The organism is Sandarakinorhabdus sp., from assembly GCF_051860625.1.
Taxonomy (GTDB): domain Bacteria; phylum Pseudomonadota; class Alphaproteobacteria; order Sphingomonadales; family Sphingomonadaceae; genus Sandarakinorhabdus.
On record NZ_JBHYDQ010000004.1, the window covers coordinates 73,559 to 95,243 of the forward strand.

19 protein-coding genes are annotated in these 21,685 nt (G+C 63.9%); 1 reads left to right on the forward strand and 18 read right to left on the reverse strand.

The annotated features are described in order from the left end of the window. Position 1: 1 nt before the first annotated feature. From ACTIEZ_RS05565 to ACTIEZ_RS05635, 15 genes are all read right to left on the reverse strand, one after another. On the reverse strand, positions 2 to 625 hold the full coding sequence (locus ACTIEZ_RS05565; RefSeq protein WP_439545664.1) for an OmpH family outer membrane protein: 624 nt from the start codon (positions 623 to 625) through the stop codon (positions 2 to 4). Beyond that, positions 625 to 3,261, reverse strand: a complete 2,637-nt coding sequence (bamA, locus tag ACTIEZ_RS05570; protein WP_439545665.1) for an outer membrane protein assembly factor BamA — start codon at positions 3,259 to 3,261, stop codon at positions 625 to 627. The genes ACTIEZ_RS05565 and bamA overlap by 1 nt, the downstream gene beginning before the upstream one ends. Positions 3,262 to 3,359: 98 nt before the next feature. Next, on the reverse strand, positions 3,360 to 4,511 hold the full coding sequence (gene rseP, locus ACTIEZ_RS05575) for an RIP metalloprotease RseP (RefSeq protein ID WP_439545666.1): 1,152 nt from the start codon (positions 4,509 to 4,511) through the stop codon (positions 3,360 to 3,362). Positions 4,512 to 4,524: 13 nt separating this feature from the next. Further along, complete coding sequence (locus ACTIEZ_RS05580; RefSeq protein ID WP_439545667.1) at positions 4,525 to 5,685, reverse strand: 1-deoxy-D-xylulose-5-phosphate reductoisomerase; 1,161 nt, start codon at positions 5,683 to 5,685, stop codon at positions 4,525 to 4,527. A 10-nt stretch (positions 5,686 to 5,695) separates the two neighbouring features. Then, a complete protein-coding gene (locus ACTIEZ_RS05585; protein ID WP_439545668.1) occupies positions 5,696 to 6,484 on the reverse strand; it encodes a phosphatidate cytidylyltransferase in 789 nt (262 codons plus the stop codon). 17 nt (positions 6,485 to 6,501) lie between these two features. Further along, positions 6,502 to 7,233, reverse strand: coding sequence for an isoprenyl transferase (locus ACTIEZ_RS05590; RefSeq protein WP_439545669.1), 732 nt, complete (start codon positions 7,231 to 7,233; stop codon positions 6,502 to 6,504). Further along, positions 7,230 to 7,799 (reverse strand): ribosome recycling factor, encoded by a 570-nt coding sequence (frr, locus tag ACTIEZ_RS05595; RefSeq protein WP_439545670.1) that lies wholly within the window; start codon positions 7,797 to 7,799, stop codon positions 7,230 to 7,232. Before frr ends, ACTIEZ_RS05590 begins: the two co-directional genes overlap by 4 nt. Further along, a complete protein-coding gene (gene pyrH / locus ACTIEZ_RS05600; RefSeq protein ID WP_439545671.1) occupies positions 7,792 to 8,520 on the reverse strand; it encodes a UMP kinase in 729 nt (242 codons plus the stop codon). The genes frr and pyrH overlap by 8 nt, the downstream gene beginning before the upstream one ends. Before the next feature lie 146 nt (positions 8,521 to 8,666). Continuing rightward, the gene (tsf, locus tag ACTIEZ_RS05605) at positions 8,667 to 9,593 is read right to left on the reverse strand and encodes a translation elongation factor Ts (RefSeq protein WP_439545672.1); all 927 of its coding nucleotides are present in this window, start codon (positions 9,591 to 9,593) and stop codon (positions 8,667 to 8,669) included. Positions 9,594 to 9,709: 116 nt separating this feature from the next. After that, positions 9,710 to 10,540, reverse strand: coding sequence for a 30S ribosomal protein S2 (gene rpsB, locus ACTIEZ_RS05610; RefSeq protein WP_439545673.1), 831 nt, complete (start codon positions 10,538 to 10,540; stop codon positions 9,710 to 9,712). A 151-nt stretch (positions 10,541 to 10,691) separates the two neighbouring features. Next, entirely contained in the window at positions 10,692 to 11,255 is a 564-nt protein-coding gene (locus ACTIEZ_RS05615) for a hypothetical protein (protein WP_439545674.1), read from the reverse strand. An 18-nt stretch (positions 11,256 to 11,273) separates the two neighbouring features. Further along, entirely contained in the window at positions 11,274 to 12,437 is a 1,164-nt protein-coding gene (locus ACTIEZ_RS05620; RefSeq protein ID WP_439545675.1) for a PQQ-dependent sugar dehydrogenase, read from the reverse strand. 105 nt (positions 12,438 to 12,542) lie between these two features. After that, positions 12,543 to 13,052: a DUF1993 family protein gene (locus ACTIEZ_RS05625; RefSeq protein ID WP_439545676.1), complete on the reverse strand. Its 510-nt coding sequence runs from the start codon at positions 13,050 to 13,052 to the stop codon at positions 12,543 to 12,545. Positions 13,053 to 13,376: 324 nt separating this feature from the next. Beyond that, positions 13,377 to 13,697 (reverse strand): 2Fe-2S iron-sulfur cluster-binding protein, encoded by a 321-nt coding sequence (locus tag ACTIEZ_RS05630; protein WP_439545677.1) that lies wholly within the window; start codon positions 13,695 to 13,697, stop codon positions 13,377 to 13,379. 12 nt (positions 13,698 to 13,709) lie between these two features. After that, positions 13,710 to 15,053 carry a cytochrome P450 gene (locus ACTIEZ_RS05635; protein ID WP_439545678.1) on the reverse strand — a complete coding sequence of 448 codons (1,344 nt, stop codon included), beginning with the start codon at positions 15,051 to 15,053 and terminating at the stop codon, positions 13,710 to 13,712. A 157-nt stretch (positions 15,054 to 15,210) separates the two neighbouring features. On the opposite strand from ACTIEZ_RS05635, the gene ACTIEZ_RS05640 reads away from it, so the two are divergent. After that, entirely contained in the window at positions 15,211 to 16,158 is a 948-nt protein-coding gene (locus ACTIEZ_RS05640; protein WP_439545679.1) for a glutaminase, read from the forward strand. 2 nt (positions 16,159 to 16,160) lie between these two features. Here ACTIEZ_RS05640 and dnaE read toward each other — a convergent pair whose 3' ends face one another. The 3 genes from dnaE to ACTIEZ_RS05655 all read right to left on the reverse strand — a co-directional run bounded on the left by dnaE (position 16,161) and on the right by ACTIEZ_RS05655 (position 21,676). Continuing rightward, positions 16,161 to 19,661, reverse strand: coding sequence for a DNA polymerase III subunit alpha (gene dnaE / locus ACTIEZ_RS05645; protein WP_439545680.1), 3,501 nt, complete (start codon positions 19,659 to 19,661; stop codon positions 16,161 to 16,163). A gap of 115 nt (positions 19,662 to 19,776) precedes the next feature. Then, positions 19,777 to 20,457 carry an ABC transporter ATP-binding protein gene (locus tag ACTIEZ_RS05650; protein WP_439545681.1) on the reverse strand — a complete coding sequence of 227 codons (681 nt, stop codon included), beginning with the start codon at positions 20,455 to 20,457 and terminating at the stop codon, positions 19,777 to 19,779. Beyond that, on the reverse strand, positions 20,450 to 21,676 hold the full coding sequence (locus ACTIEZ_RS05655; RefSeq protein ID WP_439545787.1) for a lipoprotein-releasing ABC transporter permease subunit: 1,227 nt from the start codon (positions 21,674 to 21,676) through the stop codon (positions 20,450 to 20,452). Before ACTIEZ_RS05655 ends, ACTIEZ_RS05650 begins: the two co-directional genes overlap by 8 nt. Positions 21,677 to 21,685 lie beyond the last annotated feature (9 nt).

Sequence of the window (21,685 nt, forward strand, 5' to 3'; positions counted from 1 at the left end):
ATTACCGGCGCGGCGGGGTGGCCGACGCGCCCGGCGCCGGTGCAGCGCCGGCAGCCGGCGCTGCACCGGCCGGCGGTGCCGGCGGCGTGGTGGACACGCGCGGCAGCGCCTTGTCGAGACGCGCCAGCACTTCGGCGGTGATGTCCAGCGCCGCCGCATGCTGCAACGTCACCTGTTCATCGACCGCGATATTGGCACCGCGCTCGCGCATGATGGCGCTGACGATCGGCGTGGAGGCATCGCTGATCTGCTTGATCACCCACTGCTCGGCGGCCTGGATTTCCTGCTGGCGGCGCTGCAGTTCCTGATCGGCCTGCTGGCGACGGGTGTCGAAATCCTTCACCTTGGTCTGCCAGGCCGTGATGGCAGCCGGCGCGGCGCCCTGCTGGGGCTGGCTGTCGCGCAGCGTCTTTTCTTCGGCAGCCAGGCTGGTGCGCAGCTGGTTCAGACGGGCGACCAGCGCATCACCTTTCGGCTTCAGCTCGGCCTGCGCGGCCTTGGCCGCCGCCGAGTTGGCGATCATTTCCTGACGGTCAACCGTCACGATGATGGCGGCTGGCACCTGTTGCGCCAGAACGGGAGTGGAAACGCCGGCCAGCGCCAGCGCGATCAGCAGCTTGTTCATCAGAATGCAGTCCCTACGTTGAATTGGAATAACTGTGGATCGTCCCCTGGCTGAGTCACCAGGGCTTTGGCAAGGTCAAACCGGAACGGCCCGAACGGCGAGTTCCAATTCACCCCGATCCCCACGGCCACACGCGGTCTGGGCGTGTTGCCCAGATACTCTTCGACAAACCCCGACGAAAATCCATCGCTGGGCAGGCACGGTGCCACCTGGCCGGGCACCCGTGGTGCCGCCACCCCCGGACCGTCCTGACAGGTCAGATTGGGGGCATTCAGGCTCCACAGCGCGCCGACATCGGCAAAGATCGACGGCCTGATGCCCAATTCCTGCACGGCCGAACCAAGCGGAATACGAATTTCGGCGCGCGCCACATAATAAGCCCGGCCACCCAGCGCATCATCCAGCGCCTGGCGGCGATCCTGCACGATGTCGCCATTGAGATCGAGCGGCCGGCGCAGCACGCGCGGGCCGACACCGCGGATGTTGAACCCGCGAAACTGCGGCTGGCCCAGGAAGAAGCGGTTGGTCAGGATGACATCCTGCCCGCCATAGCCCGTCACATAGCCGCCTTCGCCGCCGACGTTCAGCACGAAGCCGGAGCCGAACAGCGGCGTGAACCAGTCATAGTTCACGCGGGTGGTGACGAACTTGATACCGATCGGCACACCGGCCAGATCGCTGCTGAAGGTGAAACGCTGCCCGGCCGACGGCAGGCGGATATTGTTCAAGCTGTTGTAGATCAGCGAGAAGCCCACCGTGGAAACCGTACGGTTGCCCAATTGTTCGCACAGGAAGCGCCCGGCCAGCAGCGGATCGCAAACCCCGTTGCGGAAGAACACCGCCTGATCCAGCCCGATTTCCTCACGGCTGAGGCCATAGCGCAGCGAGGACGCCCAGAATTCGGTAATCGAAAAACCGGTGCGCACCTGGAAGCCGGTCGACACCTGCGTGTAGGTGGTGTCACGCGTGTTGTTCCCCGTAAAGCGGAACGAGCGGAAATCGCGGCGGAAGATATCAAACCCGAGCGCCAGGTTGCGTCCGCCCAGATACGGCTCGGTAAAGCCGGCTTCCACCGACCGCGCGAAGCTGGAGATATTGCCCGACAGGCGGATTTCCTGGCCACGGCCGCGGAAGTTGCGCTGCCGCACGCTCGCCGAGAAAATGAACCGCTCGATGCTGGAAAAGCCGGCCGACAATTGCAATTCGCCGGTCGGGCGTTCCTGCACATTGGCTTCCAGCACGATGCGGTCGGGCGTCGTGCCGGGCTTTTGTTCGATGTCCAGCTTGTCCTGGAAGAAGCCGAGGCCGAGCAGGCGGTCCTTCGATCGCCTGACCTTGATCGAATTGAACGCGTCGCCTTCCGCCACACGGAATTCGCGGCGGATCACATTGTCGTGGGTGATGGTGTTGCCGTTGATCGCCACCCGTTCCACATAGACGCGCGGCACCTCCCCGATCTGGAAGGTGACGTTCATCTCCAATTTGTCCTTGTCACGCTCGAACTGCGGGCGGACATCGGCAAAGGCATAGCCAAGCAGACCGGCGGTTTCCGACAGGCCTTCAACCGTGTTTTCAATGGCCTGCGCGTCGTACCAATCGCCTTCCTTGATGCGGATGATCGGCCGGAACTCCTTGGGCTTGATGTCGCGCAGATCGGATTTCAGATCGACCGTGCCGAACTTGTAACGTTCCCCTTCCTCGACCACATAGGTGACGATGAAGTCCTTCTTGTCCGGTGTCAGTTCGGCAACCACCGAGGCAACGCGGAAATCGGCATAGCCTTCGGTCAGATAATATTGCCGCAACTTCTGCTGGTCATAGGCCAGGCGATCAGGATCATAAGTGTCGTTGGAGGTGAAGAACCGCCAGGTACGCGCCTGCTTCGACGCCATCTGCTTGCGGATTTCGCCTTCCTTGAACTTCACGTTGCCCAGGATATTGATCTGGCGGATCTTGGATTTCGGGCCTTCGTTGATCTCGAACACCACGTCGACGCGATTCTGTTCAAGCTGCACGATCTTGGGCTCGACACTGGCGGCAAAGCGCCCGCCGCGGCGATAGAGCTCCAGGATGCGGCCCAGATCGGCCCGCGCCTTTGATCGGGTGAAGATCTGGCGCGGCGCCAGGCGAATTTCCTCGCGGATCTTCTCCTCCTTCACCCGCTTGCCGCCTTCGATGATGATCCGGTTGATCACCGGATTTTCCTTCACCTCGACGGTCAGTGCGCCATTGTCGTCGCGGATCGTGGCATCGGCAAACAGTTCGGACGCATAAAGCGCCTTCAGCGCCGTATCGAGCCCGTTGCGATCATAGCGATCGCCAATGGCCAGATTGAGGTAGGAACGCACGGTTTCCGGCTCAAGCCGTTCGGTGCCACGCACCACCACACTGCGCACGACGCCGACATTGGCAGCGGTGGCTGGCAGCGCCGCCTGGCCGCGCGTTTCGGACGCGCGCGCTTCGGCTTCGGCAGACGGGCGCGGCGGTTGCGGCGCGGGCGGGCGGGGCTGCTGCGCCAGCGCCGGCGTTGCCAATGCGCCAGCCAGAGCGCCGGCCAACGCTGTTGACAACAACAGGTTGCGCGCCGGGCGGCGCCAGGTCTGCCCTGCCGATGCTGTCTCTTGCTTAACCTGCATCAACTCCACCAGTCGTATCAGTCGCCCAGCGATTTCCCAAGCCAGTGGCCCCGATTGCCGTGCCGCCGGATGACCCGGCGCCTGTTCCTGTGCCCCCATCAACCCAGCCAGCTCGCCAGGCGGTTCCAAATTCCAACCGAGCTCATGTCCTGCCAGGTGAGCACTGCCATCAACGACATCAGCGCTGCAAATCCCGACATGAAAGCCCATTGCTGAACCCGTTCCGCCAGAGGCTGCCGCCGCACGGCCTCGATGCCGTAGAGCAGAAGATGTCCGCCGTCCAGCATCGGGATGGGCAGCAAATTGATGAAGCCAAGGTTGATCGAAAAGAACGCCATGAACGCCACGGCGGAGAGCAAGCCCATGCTGGCCTGCTGCCCGGCGATCTGCGCAGTCTTCACCGGGCCGCCCATTTCCGCAAGGCTGCGCTCCCCCATCACCACCTGGCGCAGCGTGCGCCCGATGGTCTTGGTGATGCTCCAGGTGTCGATCACTGCCCAGCGCAAGGCGTCGCCCAGGCCAACCGCCTCGGTCACCTGTTCGGCCGGGCGCTGAATGCCGATGCGCGGATGATGGCTGATGTTGCCGAAACGATCGGTGGTATCGACCATGTCCGGCACCACGCGGATCATCTGGCGTTGGCCATTGCGCTCGATTTCCAGCATCACCGGATCACCAACACCGGTCACCACCAGATTGACGACATCCTCGAAACGTTCAACCGGCGTGCCATCCACCGCCGTCACCCGGTCGCCCGCCAGGATGCCGGCGCGCGCTGCGGCGCTGCCCGCCTGCACATCGGCAACGATGGTCGGGCTGGCAAGGTGGCCCAGCGTCAGGTTGAACGCCGCCAGGATCAGGATCGCGAACAGGAAATTGATCGCTGGCCCGGCCGCCACGATGATCGCGCGCTGCCACAGCGGCAGAAAGGCAAACAGCCCGCGCTTTTCCTCGTCTGGCAGGGCCAGGATCGCCGGATCGGCCTGGCTGGCCTCGTTCATGTCGCCAACGAACTTCACATAGCCGCCCAGCGGGATGGCATTGATCCGCCAGCGCACACCGCGCCGATCGGTAACGCCAACCAGCTCGCGCCCAAAGCCGACACCAAAGGCCTCGATCCTGGTGTCGAACATCCGGCCCGCCAGATAATGGCCGCCCTCATGCACCACCACCAGCACCGCGATCATCGCGATGAAACTGGCCAAGGTGAAGATCAGCCCCGGTTGCTGCAGCGTGTCGATGGGGTTCATGCGGCGAGCTTCTTCATGCTGCGCAGCGGGCCACAAGGCCGCGCGCGGCGGTGCGGGCGGCGGCGTCGATCGCCACCACCTCTTCCAGGGTCGCCACCGGTCCCGATGCCACCATGTTCAATGTCTCCGCCACGATGGCGTCGATATCAAGGAAGCTTGCTTGCCCACACATGAACGCCGCCACGGCAATTTCATTGGCGGCGTTCAGGATGCACGGTGCACTGCCGCCCGCCCGCATCGCTGCCCACGCCAGCGCCAGGCAGGGAAAGCGTTCCAGATCAGGCGCTTCGAACGACAAGTTCGCAACCTGCGCAAGGTCCAGCCGCGCAGCCGGCGTCGCGATGCGTTCCGGCCAGCCCATGGCATAGGCGATCGGAATCCGCATGTCCGGGCTGCCCAATTGCGCCAGCACGCTGCCATCGACATATTCCACCATCGAATGGATCACCGATTGCGGGTGCACGATCACATCCAGCTTGGCGATATCCACCGGAAACAGTTGCGCCGCCTCGATCAGCTCAAGCCCCTTGTTCATCAACGTGGCGCTGTCGATGCTGATCTTGGCGCCCATGGACCAGGTCGGATGCTTGCAGGCATCGGCCACACTCACCCCGCGCATTGCCTCCCGGCTGCGGGTGCGAAACGGCCCGCCGCTCGCCGTCAGGATGATCCGCTCGACCTGCTCCGGCGCATCATGCGGAAACACCTGGAAAATCGCGTTATGTTCGCTGTCCACCGGCAGCAAGGTCGCGCCATATTGCTTCGCCGCCGCCGTCACCACCGGGCCAGCGCAAACCAGCGTCTCCTTGTTGGCGATGCCGATCTGCGCGCCGCGCCGCACCGCCGCCATTGTCGGTTCCAGCCCGACCGCGCCCATCACCGCGGTGATCACGATCTCGGCATCGCGCGCTGCCGCTTCGATCACCGCTTCTGGCCCGGCCGCCGATTCGATGCCGGTGCCGGCCAGCAAATCCTTCAACGCCGCCGCCTTGCTGGCATCGGCCACCGCCGCGAACCGAGCGCCACACGCCTTCGCCGCCGCCGCCAGCCCTGCGATATCGCTGCCCGCCGTCAACGCCTCGACCTGCCAGCGGCCCGGATTGCGCGCCACCAGATCGAGCGCCTGGCTGCCCACCGAACCGGTGGCGCCCAGGATGGTCAAACCCCGCGTCATTCTACACCTGTCATCCCGCCCACCCCGTCGCGGCAAAGGCGCCCGCCCCGGCCACCGCCGCCGGCACCAGCCCATCGAGCCTGTCCATCACCCCGCCATGGCCGGGCAGCAATGTGCCGCTGTCCTTCACGCCTGCGCGCCGTTTCAGGCTGCTCTGGTACAAATCCCCCAGGATCGACAAGATCGCCAACGGCACCGCCAGCGCCGCCAATCGCCCGGCGCCGGCCAGATTGGCATAGCCCGGCCATAATATCAGCATGATCCCCGCCACGATCAGCGCGCCGACCACGCCGCCGGCCGCCCCGCTCCAGGTCTTGTTCGGGCTGATCGCCGGCGCCAGTTTCGGGCCGCCCAGCGCCCGCCCGGTGAAATAGGCACAGATATCCGCGCCCCACACCACCGCCATCACGAACAACGTCGCAAAAAATCCCCAGGGCAGCCCGCGCAGCCACACCATCGCCACCGCTGGCAGCCCGCAATAAAGCAGGCCCAGCATCATCGCGCGCCCAGTCCCCTTTTGCAGGCGCGCCGCAAACAGCCCGCCCAGCCCGGCACCGCCACCCAGCAGCATCAACGCCTCGGCCGGATTGCCCATCATCGCCGCCACCCACACCGCAGCGCCAAGCACCGCCAGGCCAAGCCGACGCAGCAACGACGGCAACCGGTGCATCGTCGCCCATTCGCTGAACATCACCAATATGGCCGCCGCCACCAGCCCGGCAAAGGCAATGCCGCCAAACCACAGCGCCGCCACAGCCACCGTCACCAGCACCACGCCGGTCAAAATCCGTTTGCGCAATTGAGCCTGCACCAGTCTCAGCGCCCGCCAAAGCGCCGCTCACGGCGCGCAAATTCATCCAGGGACGCCGCCAGCGCCGCACCATCGAAATCCGGCCACAAGGTGTCGGTCACCAGAAATTCCGCATATGCGGACTGCCACAACAGGAAATTCGACAGACGCAGCTCGCCGGACGTGCGCAGCACCGCATCGGGCGGCGGCAAGCCAGCAGTATCGAGCCGGCTTTCCAGCGTCTCCAGACCGATCGTTTCCGGATCAAGCTGCCCGGCCGCGACATCGGCCGCCAACCGCTGTGCCGCGCGCACCAGCTCGTGCTGCCCGCCATAATTCAGCGCCATCACCAGCTTCAGCCCGCGATTACCAACCGTGCGCGCCCGCGCATCCTCCAGCAACTGCACCAGATCCGGCTTCAGCGCCCGCCAATCGCCAATGAAATCCAGACACACGCCGTTCCGGTGCAGCGCATCGATTTCGCTGCGCACATAATGTTTCAACAAGCCCATCAGATCGGTGACTTCGTCCGGCGGCCGCTTCCAGTTCTCGCTGGAAAAGGCATAGAGCGTCAGCACTTCCAGGCCCAGGCCGGGCGCAGCCTCCACCACGCGGCGCACCGCCTCCACGCCTTCGCGGTGGCCGGCGATGCGCGGCAGCCGCCGGGCCTTGGCCCAGCGGCCATTGCCATCCATGATGATGGCCAGATGCCGGCACGCGGTGCCACCATCCGCAATGGAGGCTGCCGCCGGCTTCACCGGCCCAGGATTTCCTTTTCCTTGGCCGTCACCGTGGCGTCGATGTCGGTCATGGCCTTGTCGGTGATCTTCTGCACCTCGGCTTCGTGGCGCTTCTGTTCGTCCTGGCTGATCTTGCCTTTCTTCTCGGCGGTTTTCAGCGTTTCCATGCCATCGCGGCGCACGTTGCGGGCGGCGATCTTGGCTTTTTCCGCATAGGTGCCGGCCAGCTTGACCATTTCCTTGCGGCGCTCCTCGGTCATGTCCGGGATCGGCAGGCGCAGCGTCTGGCCGTCGGTGATCGGGTTCAGGCCCAGGCCAGCGGCGCGGATGGCCTTTTCCACCGGCGTCACATTGCTCTTGTCCCACACCTGCACGCTCAACATGCGCGCTTCCGGCGCTGTCACCGTGGCGAGCTGGCTCAGGGGCATGTTGGCGCCATACACATCCACATGCACGGTATCGAGCAACGAGGTGTTGGCCCGGCCGGTGCGCAAAGACCCCAGGTCATGCTTCAATGCATCGATGGCGCCGGCAGTGCGCCGCTCCAGATCGGCCTTGAACGGGGCCGGATCAAAATCAGCCATGTGGCTCTCCTTCGTCTGTCACGATTGTCGATGTGCCCTCACCGCGCAGCACCGACAGCAGCATGCCGGGTTCACGGATGCAGAACACGATGATGGGGATATTATTGTCGCGGCACATCGACACCGCACTGGCATCCATCACCTTCAGATTGTCGGCCAGCACGCGGCTGAAACTCACCTGCTCATAACGTTTTGCCGACGCCACACGCTTGGGATCGGCATCATAGACGCCATCGACACTGGTACCCTTGAACAACGCGTCGCAGTTCATTTCGGCGGCCCGCAATGCGGCGCCGGTATCGGTGGTGAAAAACGGGTTGCCGGTGCCGGCGGCAAAGATCACCACGCGGCCCTTTTCCAGATGCCGCTCGGCGCGGCGACGGATATAGGGCTCACACACGCTCGGCATCGGGATCGCCGATTGCACGCGGGTGTGGACGCCGATATTTTCCAGCGCATTCTGCATGGCCAGCGCGTTCATCACCGTGGCCAGCATCCCCATATAATCGGCGCTGCCCCGGTCAAAGCCCTTGGCCGCCGCCGCCAGCCCGCGGAAGATATTGCCGCCGCCCACCACCAGGCAAATCTCGACCCCGGTGTCGTGCACCGATTTCACTTCGCCGGCAATGCGGGTGGCTTCCTCGGGATCGATACCATAGGCGCCTTGCCCCATCAGCACTTCGCCGGACAGCTTCAGAAGGATACGTTTGAAGCCGGGCATGGCGGGTCAAATCTCTGCCGATGTTAAAACTAAACGGTCACTAGCGGCGCTTGCCCGCACTGCCAAGCAGAAGGGTGCGAAAATCGGTGGACAAGCAAAAGGGCGAGCAGAGTTTCCCCTGCCCGCCCCCGTTGCAAAACCAAAGCTTACAGCCCGGCCGCAGCCGCAACTTCCGCCGCGAAATCGCTCTGCTGCTTCTCGATGCCTTCACCAAGCTGCATGCGCACAAAGCCCTTCAGCGTGATGGCGGTGCCGGCCGCCTTGGCAGCAGCCGCAACCACATCACCCACCTTGGACTTGCCGTCGATCACGAACACCTGGGTGATCAGCGCGCTTTCCTGGGCGAACTTGCGCACGCCGCCTTCGATCATCTTCTCGATGATCTCGGCCGGCTTGCCGCTGGTCGCGGCCTTTTCGCGGGCGATGGCGCGCTCACGCTCCAGCAGGGCCGGATCAAGGCCAGACTCATCGAGCGCCAGCGGGCTGGCCGCCGCCACATGCATGGCAATCTGCTTGGCCAGCGGCTCCAGCACATCGGCAGCAGCAGCCGATTCCAGACCAACCAGCACGCCGATGCGGCCGAGGCCCGGCACCACCGCGTTGTGGACATAGGATGCCACCACGCCCTGGCTGACTTCGATCATCGCCGTGCGGCGCAGCGACTGCTGTTCGCCGATGGTGGCGATGTTGGCGGTCAGCTTGTCGGCCACGGTCACATCGCTGCCCGGATAGGGCAATGCCGCCAGCGCCGCAGCATCGGCACCGGTTTCCAGCGCCAGCGCCGTCACGGTGGCGACAAAGCCCTGGAAAATCTCGTTCTTGGCAACGAAATCGGTTTCGCTGTTCACTTCCACCGCGGCACCCTTGGTGCCCGACACGGCCACGCCCACCAGGCCTTCGGCGGCAGTGCGCCCGGCCTTCTTGGCAGCCGAAGCCAGACCCTTGGCGCGCAGCCAATCGATGGCGGCTTCCATATCGCCAGCAGTTTCGGCCAGCGCCTTCTTGCAATCCATCATGCCTGCGCCGGTCTTGTCGCGCAGATCCTTCACCATGCCGGCAGTGATCTCAGCCATGGGATGCTCCTTTTGTCGTGTGAATGGGCGGGGCATTGCGCCGCCAATGTGAAACTGGTGTGACAAGAAGGCCGAAGCGCGCTGCGCCCGGCCTCCCGTCGTTGGCTACGGTCAGCTCAGGCTGCAGGCTGGGCCGGCTCGGCTTCGGCAATCGCGTCGGCCATTTCCACCGGCGCTTCTGCTTCGGCCACAGGCGCTTCGGCCAGAAACTCGACCGGTGCTTCTTCCATCGCACCAATATCGACGCCCTGCTCGACCGCACGACCCTGGCGGGCATCGATCACGGCATCGGCAATGGCGTTGACATACAACTGGATGGCGCGGCTGGCGTCATCATTGCCCGGCACCGGGAAAGCGATGCCGCTGGGATCGGTGTTGGTATCCAGAATGGCCACCACCGGAATACCCAGCACATTGGCCTCTTTTACGGCCAGCTCTTCCTTGTTGACGTCGATGATGAAGATCACGTCCGGCAGGCCGCCCATGTCGCGGATGCCGCCCAGCGAGGCTTCGAACTTGTCGCGCTCACGCGTCAGCTTCAGCACTTCCTTCTTGGTGAAGCCAGTGGTGTCGCCCGACAGGGTTTCTTCCAATTGCTTGAACTTGCGGATCGAGCCCGAAATCGTCTTCCAGTTGGTGAGCATGCCGCCCAGCCAGCGATGGTTGACATAATGCTGGCCACAACGACGCGCGGCTTCGGCAATCGGGTCCTGCGCCTGGCGCTTGGTGCCAACGAACAGCACCTTGCCGCCATGCTGCACAACGGCGCGCACGAAATCCAGGCTGCGCGCGAACAGCGGCACGGTCTGCGACAGATCGATGATGTGGACGCCGTTGCGCTCACCGAAGATGTAAGGCTTCATCTTCGGGTTCCAGCGATGCGTCTGGTGACCAAAATGGGCGCCTGCTTCAAGCAGATTCGCCATGGAAACGACGGGAGCCGCCATAGTATCTAACCTCCGGTTGGGCCGCCGCGGGGGAGTGACAGGGCAAAGGCCCGGCACCGGATATGTCCCCCCGCGTGGGGTTTGGGAGTGGCGCGCTTAGCGGAAGGGTTTAAGGGCGTCAAGCACCCTGACCGCGACGTTCGGCTGGCATCTACTTCTTAAACACTTGCCCACTATTTGCGAACGCTTCAAGTCGACTCGCTATTCGTACCAATTCTCTTATAATTGACTCAATTTCAAACCACTCATTGAGTAGACAAAACTTTCCTACGTCTAATACAAATCCTCTGAAAATATGAACTGGAACTTCAGGGTCATCATAGACAGCAACTACTACTTTAGGAAGCACGTGCCCAACGATTCCCGATTCCAAATAACGGTCTAATCGCTCGTCGAAATGCTCCATGGCGTCTCTAAGGCGCCTATCCGCCAGCGGCGATTCTTCGGTAACTTCAAGATAGCTCCGTAAATATGATGCGCGCTCCTTGTGCAATTTGCTATCTCGAGATGGAAAAAAATAGCGCGACAGGCACCCAGCCTGATGAATTATATTGTGGATTGATTCAAGAAAACGGCCCTCATACTCCGCAACAACCTCACCTTCCTCTTGGAAAATTGTCATGATTGCTTGCAAGAGTTTTAGCGATTTTAGAGCCGAAGAAGTATGAAACCTCATCGATTCAATATAAAAAGCCTGATACGGGCCGTGGATCAACTAATCTCCCCTTACCTATTACTTCCCCGCCGTCACCCGCAGCAGCTTGCCGTTCGTGTCGTCCGTCAGCAGATACATCGCGCCGCCCGGCCCTTCGATCACGTCGCGGATGCGTTCCTTGCGGTCGGTCAGCAGCCATTCCTCGCCGGTGACGCGATCACCATCCATCACCAGCCGCACCAGCGCCTGCACGCGCAAGCCACCCACGAAGATATTGCCCTTATACTCCGGCATAGACTTGCCGCTGTGGAAGATCATGCCCGAAGGCCCGATCACCGGGTCCCAATAATATTGCGGCTGCTCCATGCCCGGCGCCTTGCTGGTGTTGTCGTTGATCGGCTTGCCGCTATATTCCTCGCCATAGCCGATGGTCGGCCAGCCATAATCGCGGCCCATCTGGATCTGGTTCAGTTCGTCACCGCCCTTGGGGCCATGCTCCACTTCCCACAGCCGGCCACGCGCATCCAGCGCCGCGCCCTGCACGTTGCGGTTGCCATAGCTCCAGATTTCCGGCTTCGCGCCGGTCGCATTCACGAACGGATTGTCCTTGGGAATGGAGCCATCGCGGTTCACCCGCACGATCTTGCCGATGGCACTGTCCAGCTTTTGCGCCTGCACCCGGCCGGGCAGGATCGAACGATCGCCCAGCGTGATGATCAGGCTGCCATCCTTGGGAAACACCAGCCGCCCGCCGAAATGCTGCACGGAATCGAGCGTCGGCATCTGGCGATAGATCACCTGCACATCGCGCATTTCGGTGCCGACCAGATGCCCGCGCGCCACCGCCGTGCCGTTGCCGCCCTCCCGCGGCTCCGCATAGCTCCAATACACCCAGCCATCGCCGGGCAGCCCCACCCCCAGCATGCCGCCCTGGCTGCGTGCGTCGGTCGGCGGTGTGCCGGTGATCGGGGTCTTGCTGCCATCCTTGCCAACAATGGTCAGCCGCCCGGCCGCCTTCTCGCTGACCAGAAACCGCCCATCGGCCATGATCGCCACGCCCCACGGCTTGTTCAGCCCGGTGGCGATTTCGGTGACGGCCAGTTTGGTTTTCGATGTCACCGCTTCGGCGCGGGTCTGGCCGGCGAACGCGGGGGTGTTTTCCGGCACATTGGGCGGCCCCTGCGGCACCGGCGCGGCACAGGCCGGGGCAGCAATCAGGGCAGCGAGAATGAGGTGGCGCATGAAAATCTCCTATGGCCAAGCGCAATGCCCCCTTCTCCCCTCCCTTTCAAGGGAGGGGCCGGGGGTGGGTGTGCGCCACAAGCGCCCAGCCGACAATCTTGTGCGTCACACCGCAATTCGCGGCCGGCCCAGATAGTCCTTCTTGCCGAGCTTCACACCCTTGTTGCGGAAAATCCCATAAAGCATCGAGGCGTGGAAATAGAAATTGGGTTGGGCAAAACTCAGCAGGAAATCCTCGGATTTGAACGGCATCCGCCGCTCACCGAACACGAACGCCGTATCGCCGCCAACAAAGCCCTCCATCTCGGCCTCCGTCACCGCCGCCAGCGCCGCATCGGCTTCGCTCAGCATCGCGGTGAAGCTGGCATAATCCGCATCCGGCATGGCAAAGCCGCCGCCGGGGCTGAACTGGCCGGTGCGCATCGCGGCAATGGCGCCGGCACTATGCCCCGCCACGCTCTGCACCTGGAAGGCCAGCGGCAACATGTCGGGCGCCAGCCTGGCCTCGGCCAGATCACCAATGCCGGCGGCCTCGGCCTTGGCCAGTACGCTGAGGCAACCAGCGATGACCTGGCGGCAAGAGGGCACGAAGGCGGCGTGAAGGGAAATCGGCATGGTTGAGCTCCTGTTGTTGCTGCCAGATTGTCGCGCGAATTGGGGTGGAGAACAAGCTGGCCGCCACTCCCCTCCCCTTCAGGGGAGGGGCTGGGGGTGGGGCTGTGCCAATGGTAACCAACCTGCGTCTTTACGAGCACGGCCGGCGGCAAAGCCGCCGAGTCCGTTTGGTGTGTTGAAGAAAGGCAGGAAGAAAGAGCGTGGCGGAGCCACGCCGTCGGACGAGTCAAAAAGGGCGGGGAATGCCCCGCCCTTTTCGCTCGCCGTCCGATCTTGCCGGAGTCGGAAAATAGCGCTGCGCGCTATTTTCTCGCCCGGCTGCGATCAATGCTGACTGCTCGGCATATGCACCTCAAGCCCCTCCAGCGCCGCCGAAGCCTTGATCTGGCACGCCAGCCGGCTGTTGGGCTTGGCCGTATCCGCCAGCTCGATCATCGAATCTTCCAATTCGCTGCGCTCGCCAGTCACCGCTTCCCATTCCGACGGGATATAGCAATGGCAGGTGGCGCAGGCCGCGTTGCCGCCGCAATCGCCATCGATGCCCGGCACATTGTTCTGCACCGCGCCTTCCATCAGATTTTCGCCTTCCGGCACGTCGATTTCGTGGCGAGCACCCGTGTGCTCGACGTAAATGATCTTGACCATGTTATCCCCAACTCAGGCCGGAATGCGGACCATCAGCGATTTGTAACCCTTCACGAACGCACTCGGCACCCGCTCCGGCTCACCCATCACTTCGATGGTGTCGAACCGCTTCAGGATTTCTTCCCACAGGATCTTCAACTGCAATTCCGCCAGGCGATTGCCGACACAGCGGTGAATGCCAAAGCCGAAGCTCATGTGCTGGCGCGCGCGCGGCCGGTCGATCATGAAGGCATCCGGATTGTCGATCACCCGCTCGTCACGGTTGGCCGATGCGTACCACATCACCACCTTGTCGCCCTTGTGGATCAACTGCCCGCCCAGCACCGTATCCTGCAACGCCGTGCGGCGCATATGGGCCAGCGGCGTCTGATAACGGATAATTTCGGACACCATATTTTCCACCAGGCCGTGATTGGCGCGCAGCTTGGCCATCTCGCCCGGATTCTTGTTCAGGAAATACAGCCCGCCAGTGATCGAATTGCGGGTGGTATCGTTGCCGCCCACGATCAGCAGCACCAGATTGCCCATGAACTCCATCGGCGGCATGTTCCGCGTGGCCGGGTTGTGCGCCAGCATCGACACCAGATCGCCGGTCGGCTCGGCATTCACCCGCTCGTTCCACAACATGGTGAATTCCTGCAGCATCCCCAGCAGGATGGCCTGGCGCTCTTCCTTGGAAGGATTGCCCGGCAGTTCGGGGTCAGAGGTGGACACATCCGACCAGTAGGTCAGCATGCGGCGGCGCTCCTGCGGCCAGCCGAACAGCGTCGCCAGCATGCGGCTGGTCAGTTCGATCGACACCAGGTCAACCCAGTCAAACACCTCACCGCGCGGCAGGCTGTCCAGCACTTCGCAGGTGCGTTCGCGAATCAGCGACTCATAGCTGGCAAGATTGGTGCCCGAAACGATCGGGTTCACCGCCTTGCGCTGCACATCATGCTTGGGCGGGTCCATCGCGATGAACATCGGCATGATGAAATCCGGGTCCATATCGAACAGCGTGATGCCGCCCAGATGCGCGTCGGAACTGAACACCTGATGGTTGGTATCCACCGCCATCACATCGTTCCAGCGCGTCACGTTCCAGAAACCGCGGTGGCGATTGCTGTTGACGTTGGTGAAGAAAATCGGCGCTTCATCGCGCAACCGCTTGAAATACACCCGGTTGGTATCTGTCTCCCACCACAGCGGATCGGCGATATCCACCTCTTCCAGCGGCGCGGTGCGCAGATAGTCTTCCAGCGTCGCGGTATCGTGGTTCGGCAGATCGGGCCGCACGCGCGGCGGCAGCGGCCAGATCACGCTGCCCTGCGGCAGCGACTGGGTGATGCGTGTGTCTTTTAACTGTGTGGCCATGATGTCCTCCCCTGGGCCGCAGCCCGGTCATTGTTGCCCCTCAGATACGGAGATACACTACGCAAAGCGGCGCTGCCACCCAAATTTGCGGACAGCGCCTCCGTATTTGCACAACTCGCCATCTGGCAGGCATAACGATGGGAACCGGAGAGGTGTGATGGCAGATTTGCACGACGTCGTGGCCAGGATCGCAGCCGAAATGGCCGCCGAACCCGTGCGCGGCAAGGTCGCCGATTATATCCCCGAACTCGCTAAGGTCTCCGCAGATCATTTCGGCATGGTGGTGATCACTGCGGCCGGCGAAGAAGTCGCCGCCGGCGATGCCGATACCCCCTTCTCGATCCAGTCGGTCTCCAAGGTCTTTGCGCTCGTCGAAGCGCTCAGCCGCGATCCCGACCGCGTCTGGGCGCGGGTGGGGCGCGAACCATCGGGCGGCGCCTTCAACTCCATCGTCCAGCTCGAGGCCGAAGCCGGCCGCCCGCGCAACCCGTTCATCAACGCCGGCGCCATCGCCATCACCGATCTGGTGGCGGCGGGTGAAGATGCCGAAAACCCTGGGCGCGCCGGCATCGGCGCCATATTGCGCCTGGTGCGCAGCCTGGCCGGGGACGACAGCATCGCCATCGATGGTGCAGTCGCCTATTCCGAAGCCGCCACCGGCCACCGCAACGCCGCGCTGGCGCATTTCATGAAGGCGCACGGCACCATCGACGGCCCGGTCAGCACCACGCTGTCCACCTATTTCCACCAATGCGCCATCGCCATGAGCTGCCGGCAACTCGCCCGCGCCGGCCGCTTCCTGATGAACGGCGGCGTCGATCCCGCCACCGGCCGCGCCATCGTCAACCCCGAACGCGCCCGCCGCATCGCCGCGCTGATGCTGAGCTGCGGCCATTATGATGCGTCGGGCGAATTCGCCTTCCAGGTCGGCCTGCCGGCAAAATCCGGCGTCGGCGGCGGCATCCTCGCCATCGCGCCGGGCCGCGCCAGCATTGCCGTGTGGTCGCCGGGCCTGTCCCCGCAGGGCAATTCATTGCTGGGCACGGCAGCGCTGGAACGCCTCGCCCACGCCATGGGGTGGAGTGTGTTCAACCCGGATTGCTGAGACTACCCCACCAACGCCAGATGCGGCGGATCAAGCGCCTCCTGCTCCACCCGGTCCGCCCCCAGCACCCGCGTCAGCGCCGCCTCCAGATCGGCATCGATCAGCCAGTGCCGCCCCAGCACCAGCCGCGCCTGGCCCGCATCGGTCGCCACCTGCGCCACCAGCTCGCCGCGCCCCTGGGCCGGATGCTTGGCCAGCACGTCCTGCATCGCCGCCACTTCGGCAGGGTTTTCCAGCCGCACCACCAGCCGGCCGCGCGTGCGCTTCGCCAGTTCGCTGAGCGGCTGCAAGCTGCGCAGCGTCAGCCGCGGCACATCATCGGCATCGCGCCACTGCAATTCCACCCCCAGCAGCAGCGCCGGCGCGTCGTTCAGCATCGCCTCCACCCGCTCCTGCAATTCCTCTTCCCACAGGCTGACCACAAATTGCCCGGACCGATCGGAAAAGGTCAGCATCTGGTAACGCCGCCCGCTGGCCTGGGTGGTGCGCCAGCGCCGCTCCTCCAGCCGCCCGGCCAGCATGACACTGCGTTTGCCGCCGCCCTGCGGTGCCGGCAGCACCAGGGCTTCGGCATGGGTGATCACCTTGTTGGCAATCAGCACATTGGCAAACGCATCCACCGGATGACCGGAAAAGAAAAACCCGAACGATTCCTGCTCGTGCGCCATGCGCTGCGCTTCGGTCCAGGTCTGGGCCGGCACCATCAGCACCAGCCGGGCATGATCGTCACCAGCACTCTCGCCAAACAGCGCCGCCTGCGCCGATTCCCGCTCCTGCGCGGCGGCATTGGCTGATGCCATCACCGCTTCGGCCAGCATGTGCACGCCGCCGCGATTGGGATGCAGCCCATCGAAGGCGCCACCGCCGATCAGGCTTTCCAGTTGCCGCTTGTTGATGCCCTTGGGGTCAACCCGCCGCGCGAAATCCGCCAGATCACGAAAGCGGCCATTGGCGCTACGCTCGGCGACCAGCGCTTCCATCGCCTTGCGGCCGACGCCCTTCAACCCGGCCAACGCATAACGCACAGAACCGTTCTGCACGGTGAAATCCGCCGCCGACGCATTCAGACAGGGCGGCAGCACTGCCACCGAACCACGCCGCGCATCATCGACAAACGCCGCCAGCCGGTCGCTGTTATCGCAATCATATTCCATCGATGCCGCGTAAAACACCGCGCGATGGTGCGTCTTCAACCAGGCGGTGTGATAACTCACCACCGCATAGGCCGCCGCGTGGCTCTTGTTGAAGCCATAGTTGGCGAATTTCAGGATCAATTCGAAAATCGCCTCGGCCGTCGCCGGATCGATGCTGTTCGCCGCCGCCCCTTCGGCAAAGCGCGCCTTTTGCGCCACCATCTCGGACAGCACTTTCTTGCCCATTGCGCGCCGCAGAAGATCGGCTTCGCCCAGACTATAGCCGGCCAGCTCGCGCGCCAGGCTCATCACCTGTTCCTGATAGACGATGATGCCATAGGTTTCGCGCAGCGTCGGCTCCATCGCCGGGTGCAGCAACGTCACCTTTTCCCGCCCCGCCTTGCGGGCCGCAAAACTCGGGATATTGTCCATCGGGCCCGGCCGGAACAAGGCGCCGAGCGCGACGATATCGGCAAAGCAATCGGGCCGCACCTGCGTCAACGCCCGGCGCATGCCTTCCGATTCAAACTGGAACACGCCCACCGTGTCGCCTTCGGCAATCAATTTATACACGGCCGGGTCATCGGTCGGCAGCGTCGCCCAATCGACCTCGATGCCCTGGTCCCCCAGCATCCGCGCCGCACGATCCAGAACCGACAACGTTTTCAGCCCCAGAAAGTCGAACTTCACCAGCCCGGCCTTTTCCGCGGCCTTCATTTCGAACATCGTCACCGGCATTTCGGATCGCGGATCGCGATACAGCGGCACCAGCTCCTGCAAGGGCCGATCGCCGATCACCACGCCAGCGGCATGCGTCGAACTGTGGCGCGGCAAGCCTTCCAGCCGCAGCGCGATATCGACGAGCGCCCTGATCTTGGGATCACGCTCGACCTCGGCCATGAACTGCGGTTCACCCGGCTGCTTGTTGCCATCCTTGTCCCGCCCGTTGCCGAGCGCGCGGGCCAGCGTCCACGGATCGGCGGCCGCATTGGGCACCAATTTCGCCAGCCGGTCGGTCTGGCCATAGGGGATCTGCAGCACCCGGCCGACGTCTTTCAAAACGGCGCGCGCCTTCATCTTCCCGAAGGTGATGATCTGCGCGACGCGATCCTTGCCATAACGCGCCTGCACATAATCAATGACTTCGCCGCGCCGCGTTTCGCAGAAATCGATATCGAAATCCGGCATCGACACGCGATCCGGGTTCAGAAACCGCTCGAACAGCAAGCCATGCGCCAACGGATCGAGATCGGTGATGGTCAGCGCCCAGGCCACCACCGAACCGGCACCCGAGCCGCGCCCCGGCCCAACGGGAATCTTCTGCAATTTCGCCCATTTGATGAAATCGGCGACGATCAGGAAATAGGCGGCAAAGCCCATCTTGATGATCACATCCAGCTCGAACGCCAGTTGCTTGTCATGCACCGCCCGCGCTTCACCGGACAGGCCCAGCACCGCCATCCGCGCATCGAGGCCGGCGCGCGCTTCGGCCACCAGCGCTTCATCCTCGCCGCCCGCGGCCAGGCGCGGCAGGATCGGCTTGCGGCTCGGCGCCAGCACCGCGCAGCGCTGCGCGACAACGATGGTGTTGGCGATGGCTTCGGGCAGATCGGCAAACAGCGCATGCCAGTCGGCAGCGGGTTTCAGCCAATGTTCGGGATTGGAGGTGCGCCGATCCTCGGCCTCGACATAGGCGCTGTCGGCAATGCACAGCAGCACATCATGCGCGGCGTGCATGTCGGCGGTGAGGAACTTCACCGGCGCGGTGGCGACAATCGGCAGATGCCGCGCCGCCGCCAGCCGCAGCAGGCCAGCTTCGCTGCGCAATTCAATCGGATCGTTGCTGCGCGAAATCTCGATATAGAGCCGGTCGGGAAACAGCAGATCCAGTTGACTGGCCATCGCATCGGCGGACTGGCCATCGGCCAACAACCGCGCCAACGCGCCGTCAGCGCCGGCGGTCAGGCAAATCAGGCCATCTGTGCGGCCCTGCAATGTGTCCAGCCGCAACACCGGATCGCCGGCGGATTCCGATTCCAGATGCGCATCCGACACCAGCGCGATCAGATTGGTGTAGCCGGCCTCGTCCTGTGCAAACAGCACCAGCCAATCCACCGTCGCGCGGCCCAATGGCGTCGTGCTGCCCGGCCGCTCCACCGGCAGCAACGCCCCGATCAGCGGCTGAACGCCCGCATCCTTGGCAGCGGCCGAAAAATCCATGGCGGCAAACATGTTGGCGCGGTCGGTCAGCCCGACGGCTGGAAACCCCATCTCGCGCGCCGATTTGGCCAGTTGCTCCGGCTGAATGGCGCCCTCCAGCATCGAAAAGGCGCTGTGGCAACGAAGAGGGACGAATCCGGCGTGGGGCATGGGGCAGACTATGGCCCCGGTGGACGGGTGCGTGAAGCACCTGGCGCCGACTTATCCACCGATGTCTTTTCCTCGTCACCCCGTGTCAAGCACAGGGCGACGGAAAAAAGTGCAGCTACAACGCCACCAACCGCCCCTCATGCAACGTCAGCACCCGGTCCATCTGCCGGGCCAGCGCCAGATTATGCGTCGCCACCAGCGCCGCCGCCCCGGATGATCGCACCAGTTCCAGAAACGCGCTGAGCACCAGGCCAGCGGTGGCCTCATCCAGATTGCCGGTCGGTTCATCGGCCAGCACCAGCGCTGGCCGGTTGGCCAGCGCCCGCGCCACGGCCACGCGCTGCTGCTCCCCGCCCGACAATTGCGCCGGCTTGTGCGTCAGCCGCGCACCCAGGCCCAGCGCGGTCAGCAATTCACCCGCCCGCCCCGTGGCTTCGCGCGCGGAAACGCCGGCAACCATCTGCGCCAACATCACATTTTCCTGCGCGGTGAAATCCGGCAGCAGATGGTGAAACTGATAGACAAACCCCAGCCGCTGCCGCCGCACCCGCGTCCGCCCCAGATCATCAAGCGAACCCACTTCCTCGCCGCAAATCCGGATGCGCCCCGAAAATCCGCCCTCCAGCAAGCCCACCGCCTGCAGCAAGGTCGATTTGCCCGACCCCGACGGCCCCAGCAGCGCCACGATCTCGCCGGGCGCCACCGCAAGGTCCACCCCGGTCAACACATCGATCCGCGCGCCCGCCTGCTCGAAGCTCTTGGCCAGCCCGATCGTCTCCAGCACCGCTTCATTCATACCGCAGCACCGTCACCGGATCGGTCGAGGCGGCTTTCCACGCTGGATACAGCGTCGCCAGCAGCGACAGCAGCAACGTCAGCACGACGATGCCCAGCACTTCGGCCGGATCGGTCTTGGCCGGCAGCAACGTCAGATACCGCACCGACGGGTCCCAGATGTCGGTGCCCGTCAACCGCGACACACCATCGACGATGCCCTGCCGGAAATGCAGCAACCCAAAGCCCAGCACCAGCCCCGTCGCCACCCCGGCCGCGCCGATGCTGGTGCCCACCATCACGAACACCCGCATCAACGCCGCCCGGCTGGCGCCCATCGTGCGCAAAATCGCGATATCCCGCGTTTTCGCCCGCACCAGCATGATCAGCGAGCTCAGGATGTTGAACACCGCCACCACGATGATGATCGACAACACCCAGAACATCACCGTCTGTTCCACCACCAGCGCCGAAAACAGCGCCGAATTGCTGCCCTGCCAATCGTTGATCACCGCAATCCCGGCCAGTTTCTGGCGCAGCGGCTCCAATGTGCGCTTCACATCGTCGGGATCGTCCGTCACCACCTCGACCATCCCGACCGCATCATCCAGCCGCATCAGCGTCTGCGCGTCCTCCAGCGGCATGATGACAAACGCCTTGTCATAATCATACACGCCCACCTCGAACACCGCGGCCACCGTATAGGCGACGATGCGCGGCACCGTGCCGAACGGCGTCGATTGCCCGGCCGGGTTGATCAGCGAGATCTGCTCCCCCACCCGCACGCCAAGCTGTTCCGCCAGCCGCGCGCCGATCGCCACCGTGCCGGCGCCCACGCGCATCGCGTTCAGGCTGCCGCCGGTGATATTGCCGGCAATCGTCTGGTTCGCGCGCAGATCATCCATCCGCAGCCCGCGCACCACCACGCCTTCCACGCGCCCGCCATAGCTGCCCATCAACGGCTGCTCGATCATCGGCACCGCACTGGTCACGCCGGGCAGCGCCTTCGCATCGGCCACCACCTGCGGCCAGCCTTCCAGCCGGCCACCATAGCCCTGCACCACGGCATGGCCATTCAGCCCCAGGATGCGATCGAACAGTTCGGCGCGAAACCCGTTCATCACGCTCATCACCGCGATCAGCGCCGCCACCCCCAACGCGACGGCCACCAGGCTGATCCCGGCCACGAGGAAAATAAACCCCTCCCCCTTCCCCGGCATCAGGTAACGCCGGGTGATCATGCGTTCGTA

What these genes read in the sequence shown, in the direction of transcription:
- ACTIEZ_RS05565 (WP_439545664.1), bottom strand. Translation starts at nt 625, where the DNA reads ATGAACAAGCTGCTGATCGCGCTGGCGCTGGCCGGCGTTTCCACTCCC.
- ACTIEZ_RS05640 (WP_439545679.1), top strand. Translation starts at nt 15,211, where the DNA reads ATGGCAGATTTGCACGACGTCGTGGCCAGGATCGCAGCCGAAATGGCC.
- ACTIEZ_RS05620 (WP_439545675.1), bottom strand. Translation starts at nt 12,437, where the DNA reads ATGCGCCACCTCATTCTCGCTGCCCTGATTGCTGCCCCGGCCTGTGCC.
- ACTIEZ_RS05635 (WP_439545678.1), bottom strand. Translation starts at nt 15,053, where the DNA reads ATGGCCACACAGTTAAAAGACACACGCATCACCCAGTCGCTGCCGCAG.
- ACTIEZ_RS05580 (WP_439545667.1), bottom strand. Translation starts at nt 5,685, where the DNA reads ATGACGCGGGGTTTGACCATCCTGGGCGCCACCGGTTCGGTGGGCAGC.
- bamA (WP_439545665.1), bottom strand. Translation starts at nt 3,261, where the DNA reads ATGCAGGTTAAGCAAGAGACAGCATCGGCAGGGCAGACCTGGCGCCGC.
- dnaE (WP_439545680.1), bottom strand. Translation starts at nt 19,661, where the DNA reads ATGCCCCACGCCGGATTCGTCCCTCTTCGTTGCCACAGCGCCTTTTCG.
- ACTIEZ_RS05625 (WP_439545676.1), bottom strand. Translation starts at nt 13,052, where the DNA reads ATGCCGATTTCCCTTCACGCCGCCTTCGTGCCCTCTTGCCGCCAGGTC.
- ACTIEZ_RS05655 (WP_439545787.1), bottom strand. Translation starts at nt 21,676, where the DNA reads ATGATCACCCGGCGTTACCTGATGCCGGGGAAGGGGGAGGGGTTTATT.
- pyrH (WP_439545671.1), bottom strand. Translation starts at nt 8,520, where the DNA reads ATGCCCGGCTTCAAACGTATCCTTCTGAAGCTGTCCGGCGAAGTGCTG.
- ACTIEZ_RS05630 (WP_439545677.1), bottom strand. Translation starts at nt 13,697, where the DNA reads ATGGTCAAGATCATTTACGTCGAGCACACGGGTGCTCGCCACGAAATC.
- frr (WP_439545670.1), bottom strand. Translation starts at nt 7,799, where the DNA reads ATGGCTGATTTTGATCCGGCCCCGTTCAAGGCCGATCTGGAGCGGCGC.
- tsf (WP_439545672.1), bottom strand. Translation starts at nt 9,593, where the DNA reads ATGGCTGAGATCACTGCCGGCATGGTGAAGGATCTGCGCGACAAGACC.
- rseP (WP_439545666.1), bottom strand. Translation starts at nt 4,511, where the DNA reads ATGAACCCCATCGACACGCTGCAGCAACCGGGGCTGATCTTCACCTTG.
- ACTIEZ_RS05650 (WP_439545681.1), bottom strand. Translation starts at nt 20,457, where the DNA reads ATGAATGAAGCGGTGCTGGAGACGATCGGGCTGGCCAAGAGCTTCGAG.
- rpsB (WP_439545673.1), bottom strand. Translation starts at nt 10,540, where the DNA reads ATGGCGGCTCCCGTCGTTTCCATGGCGAATCTGCTTGAAGCAGGCGCC.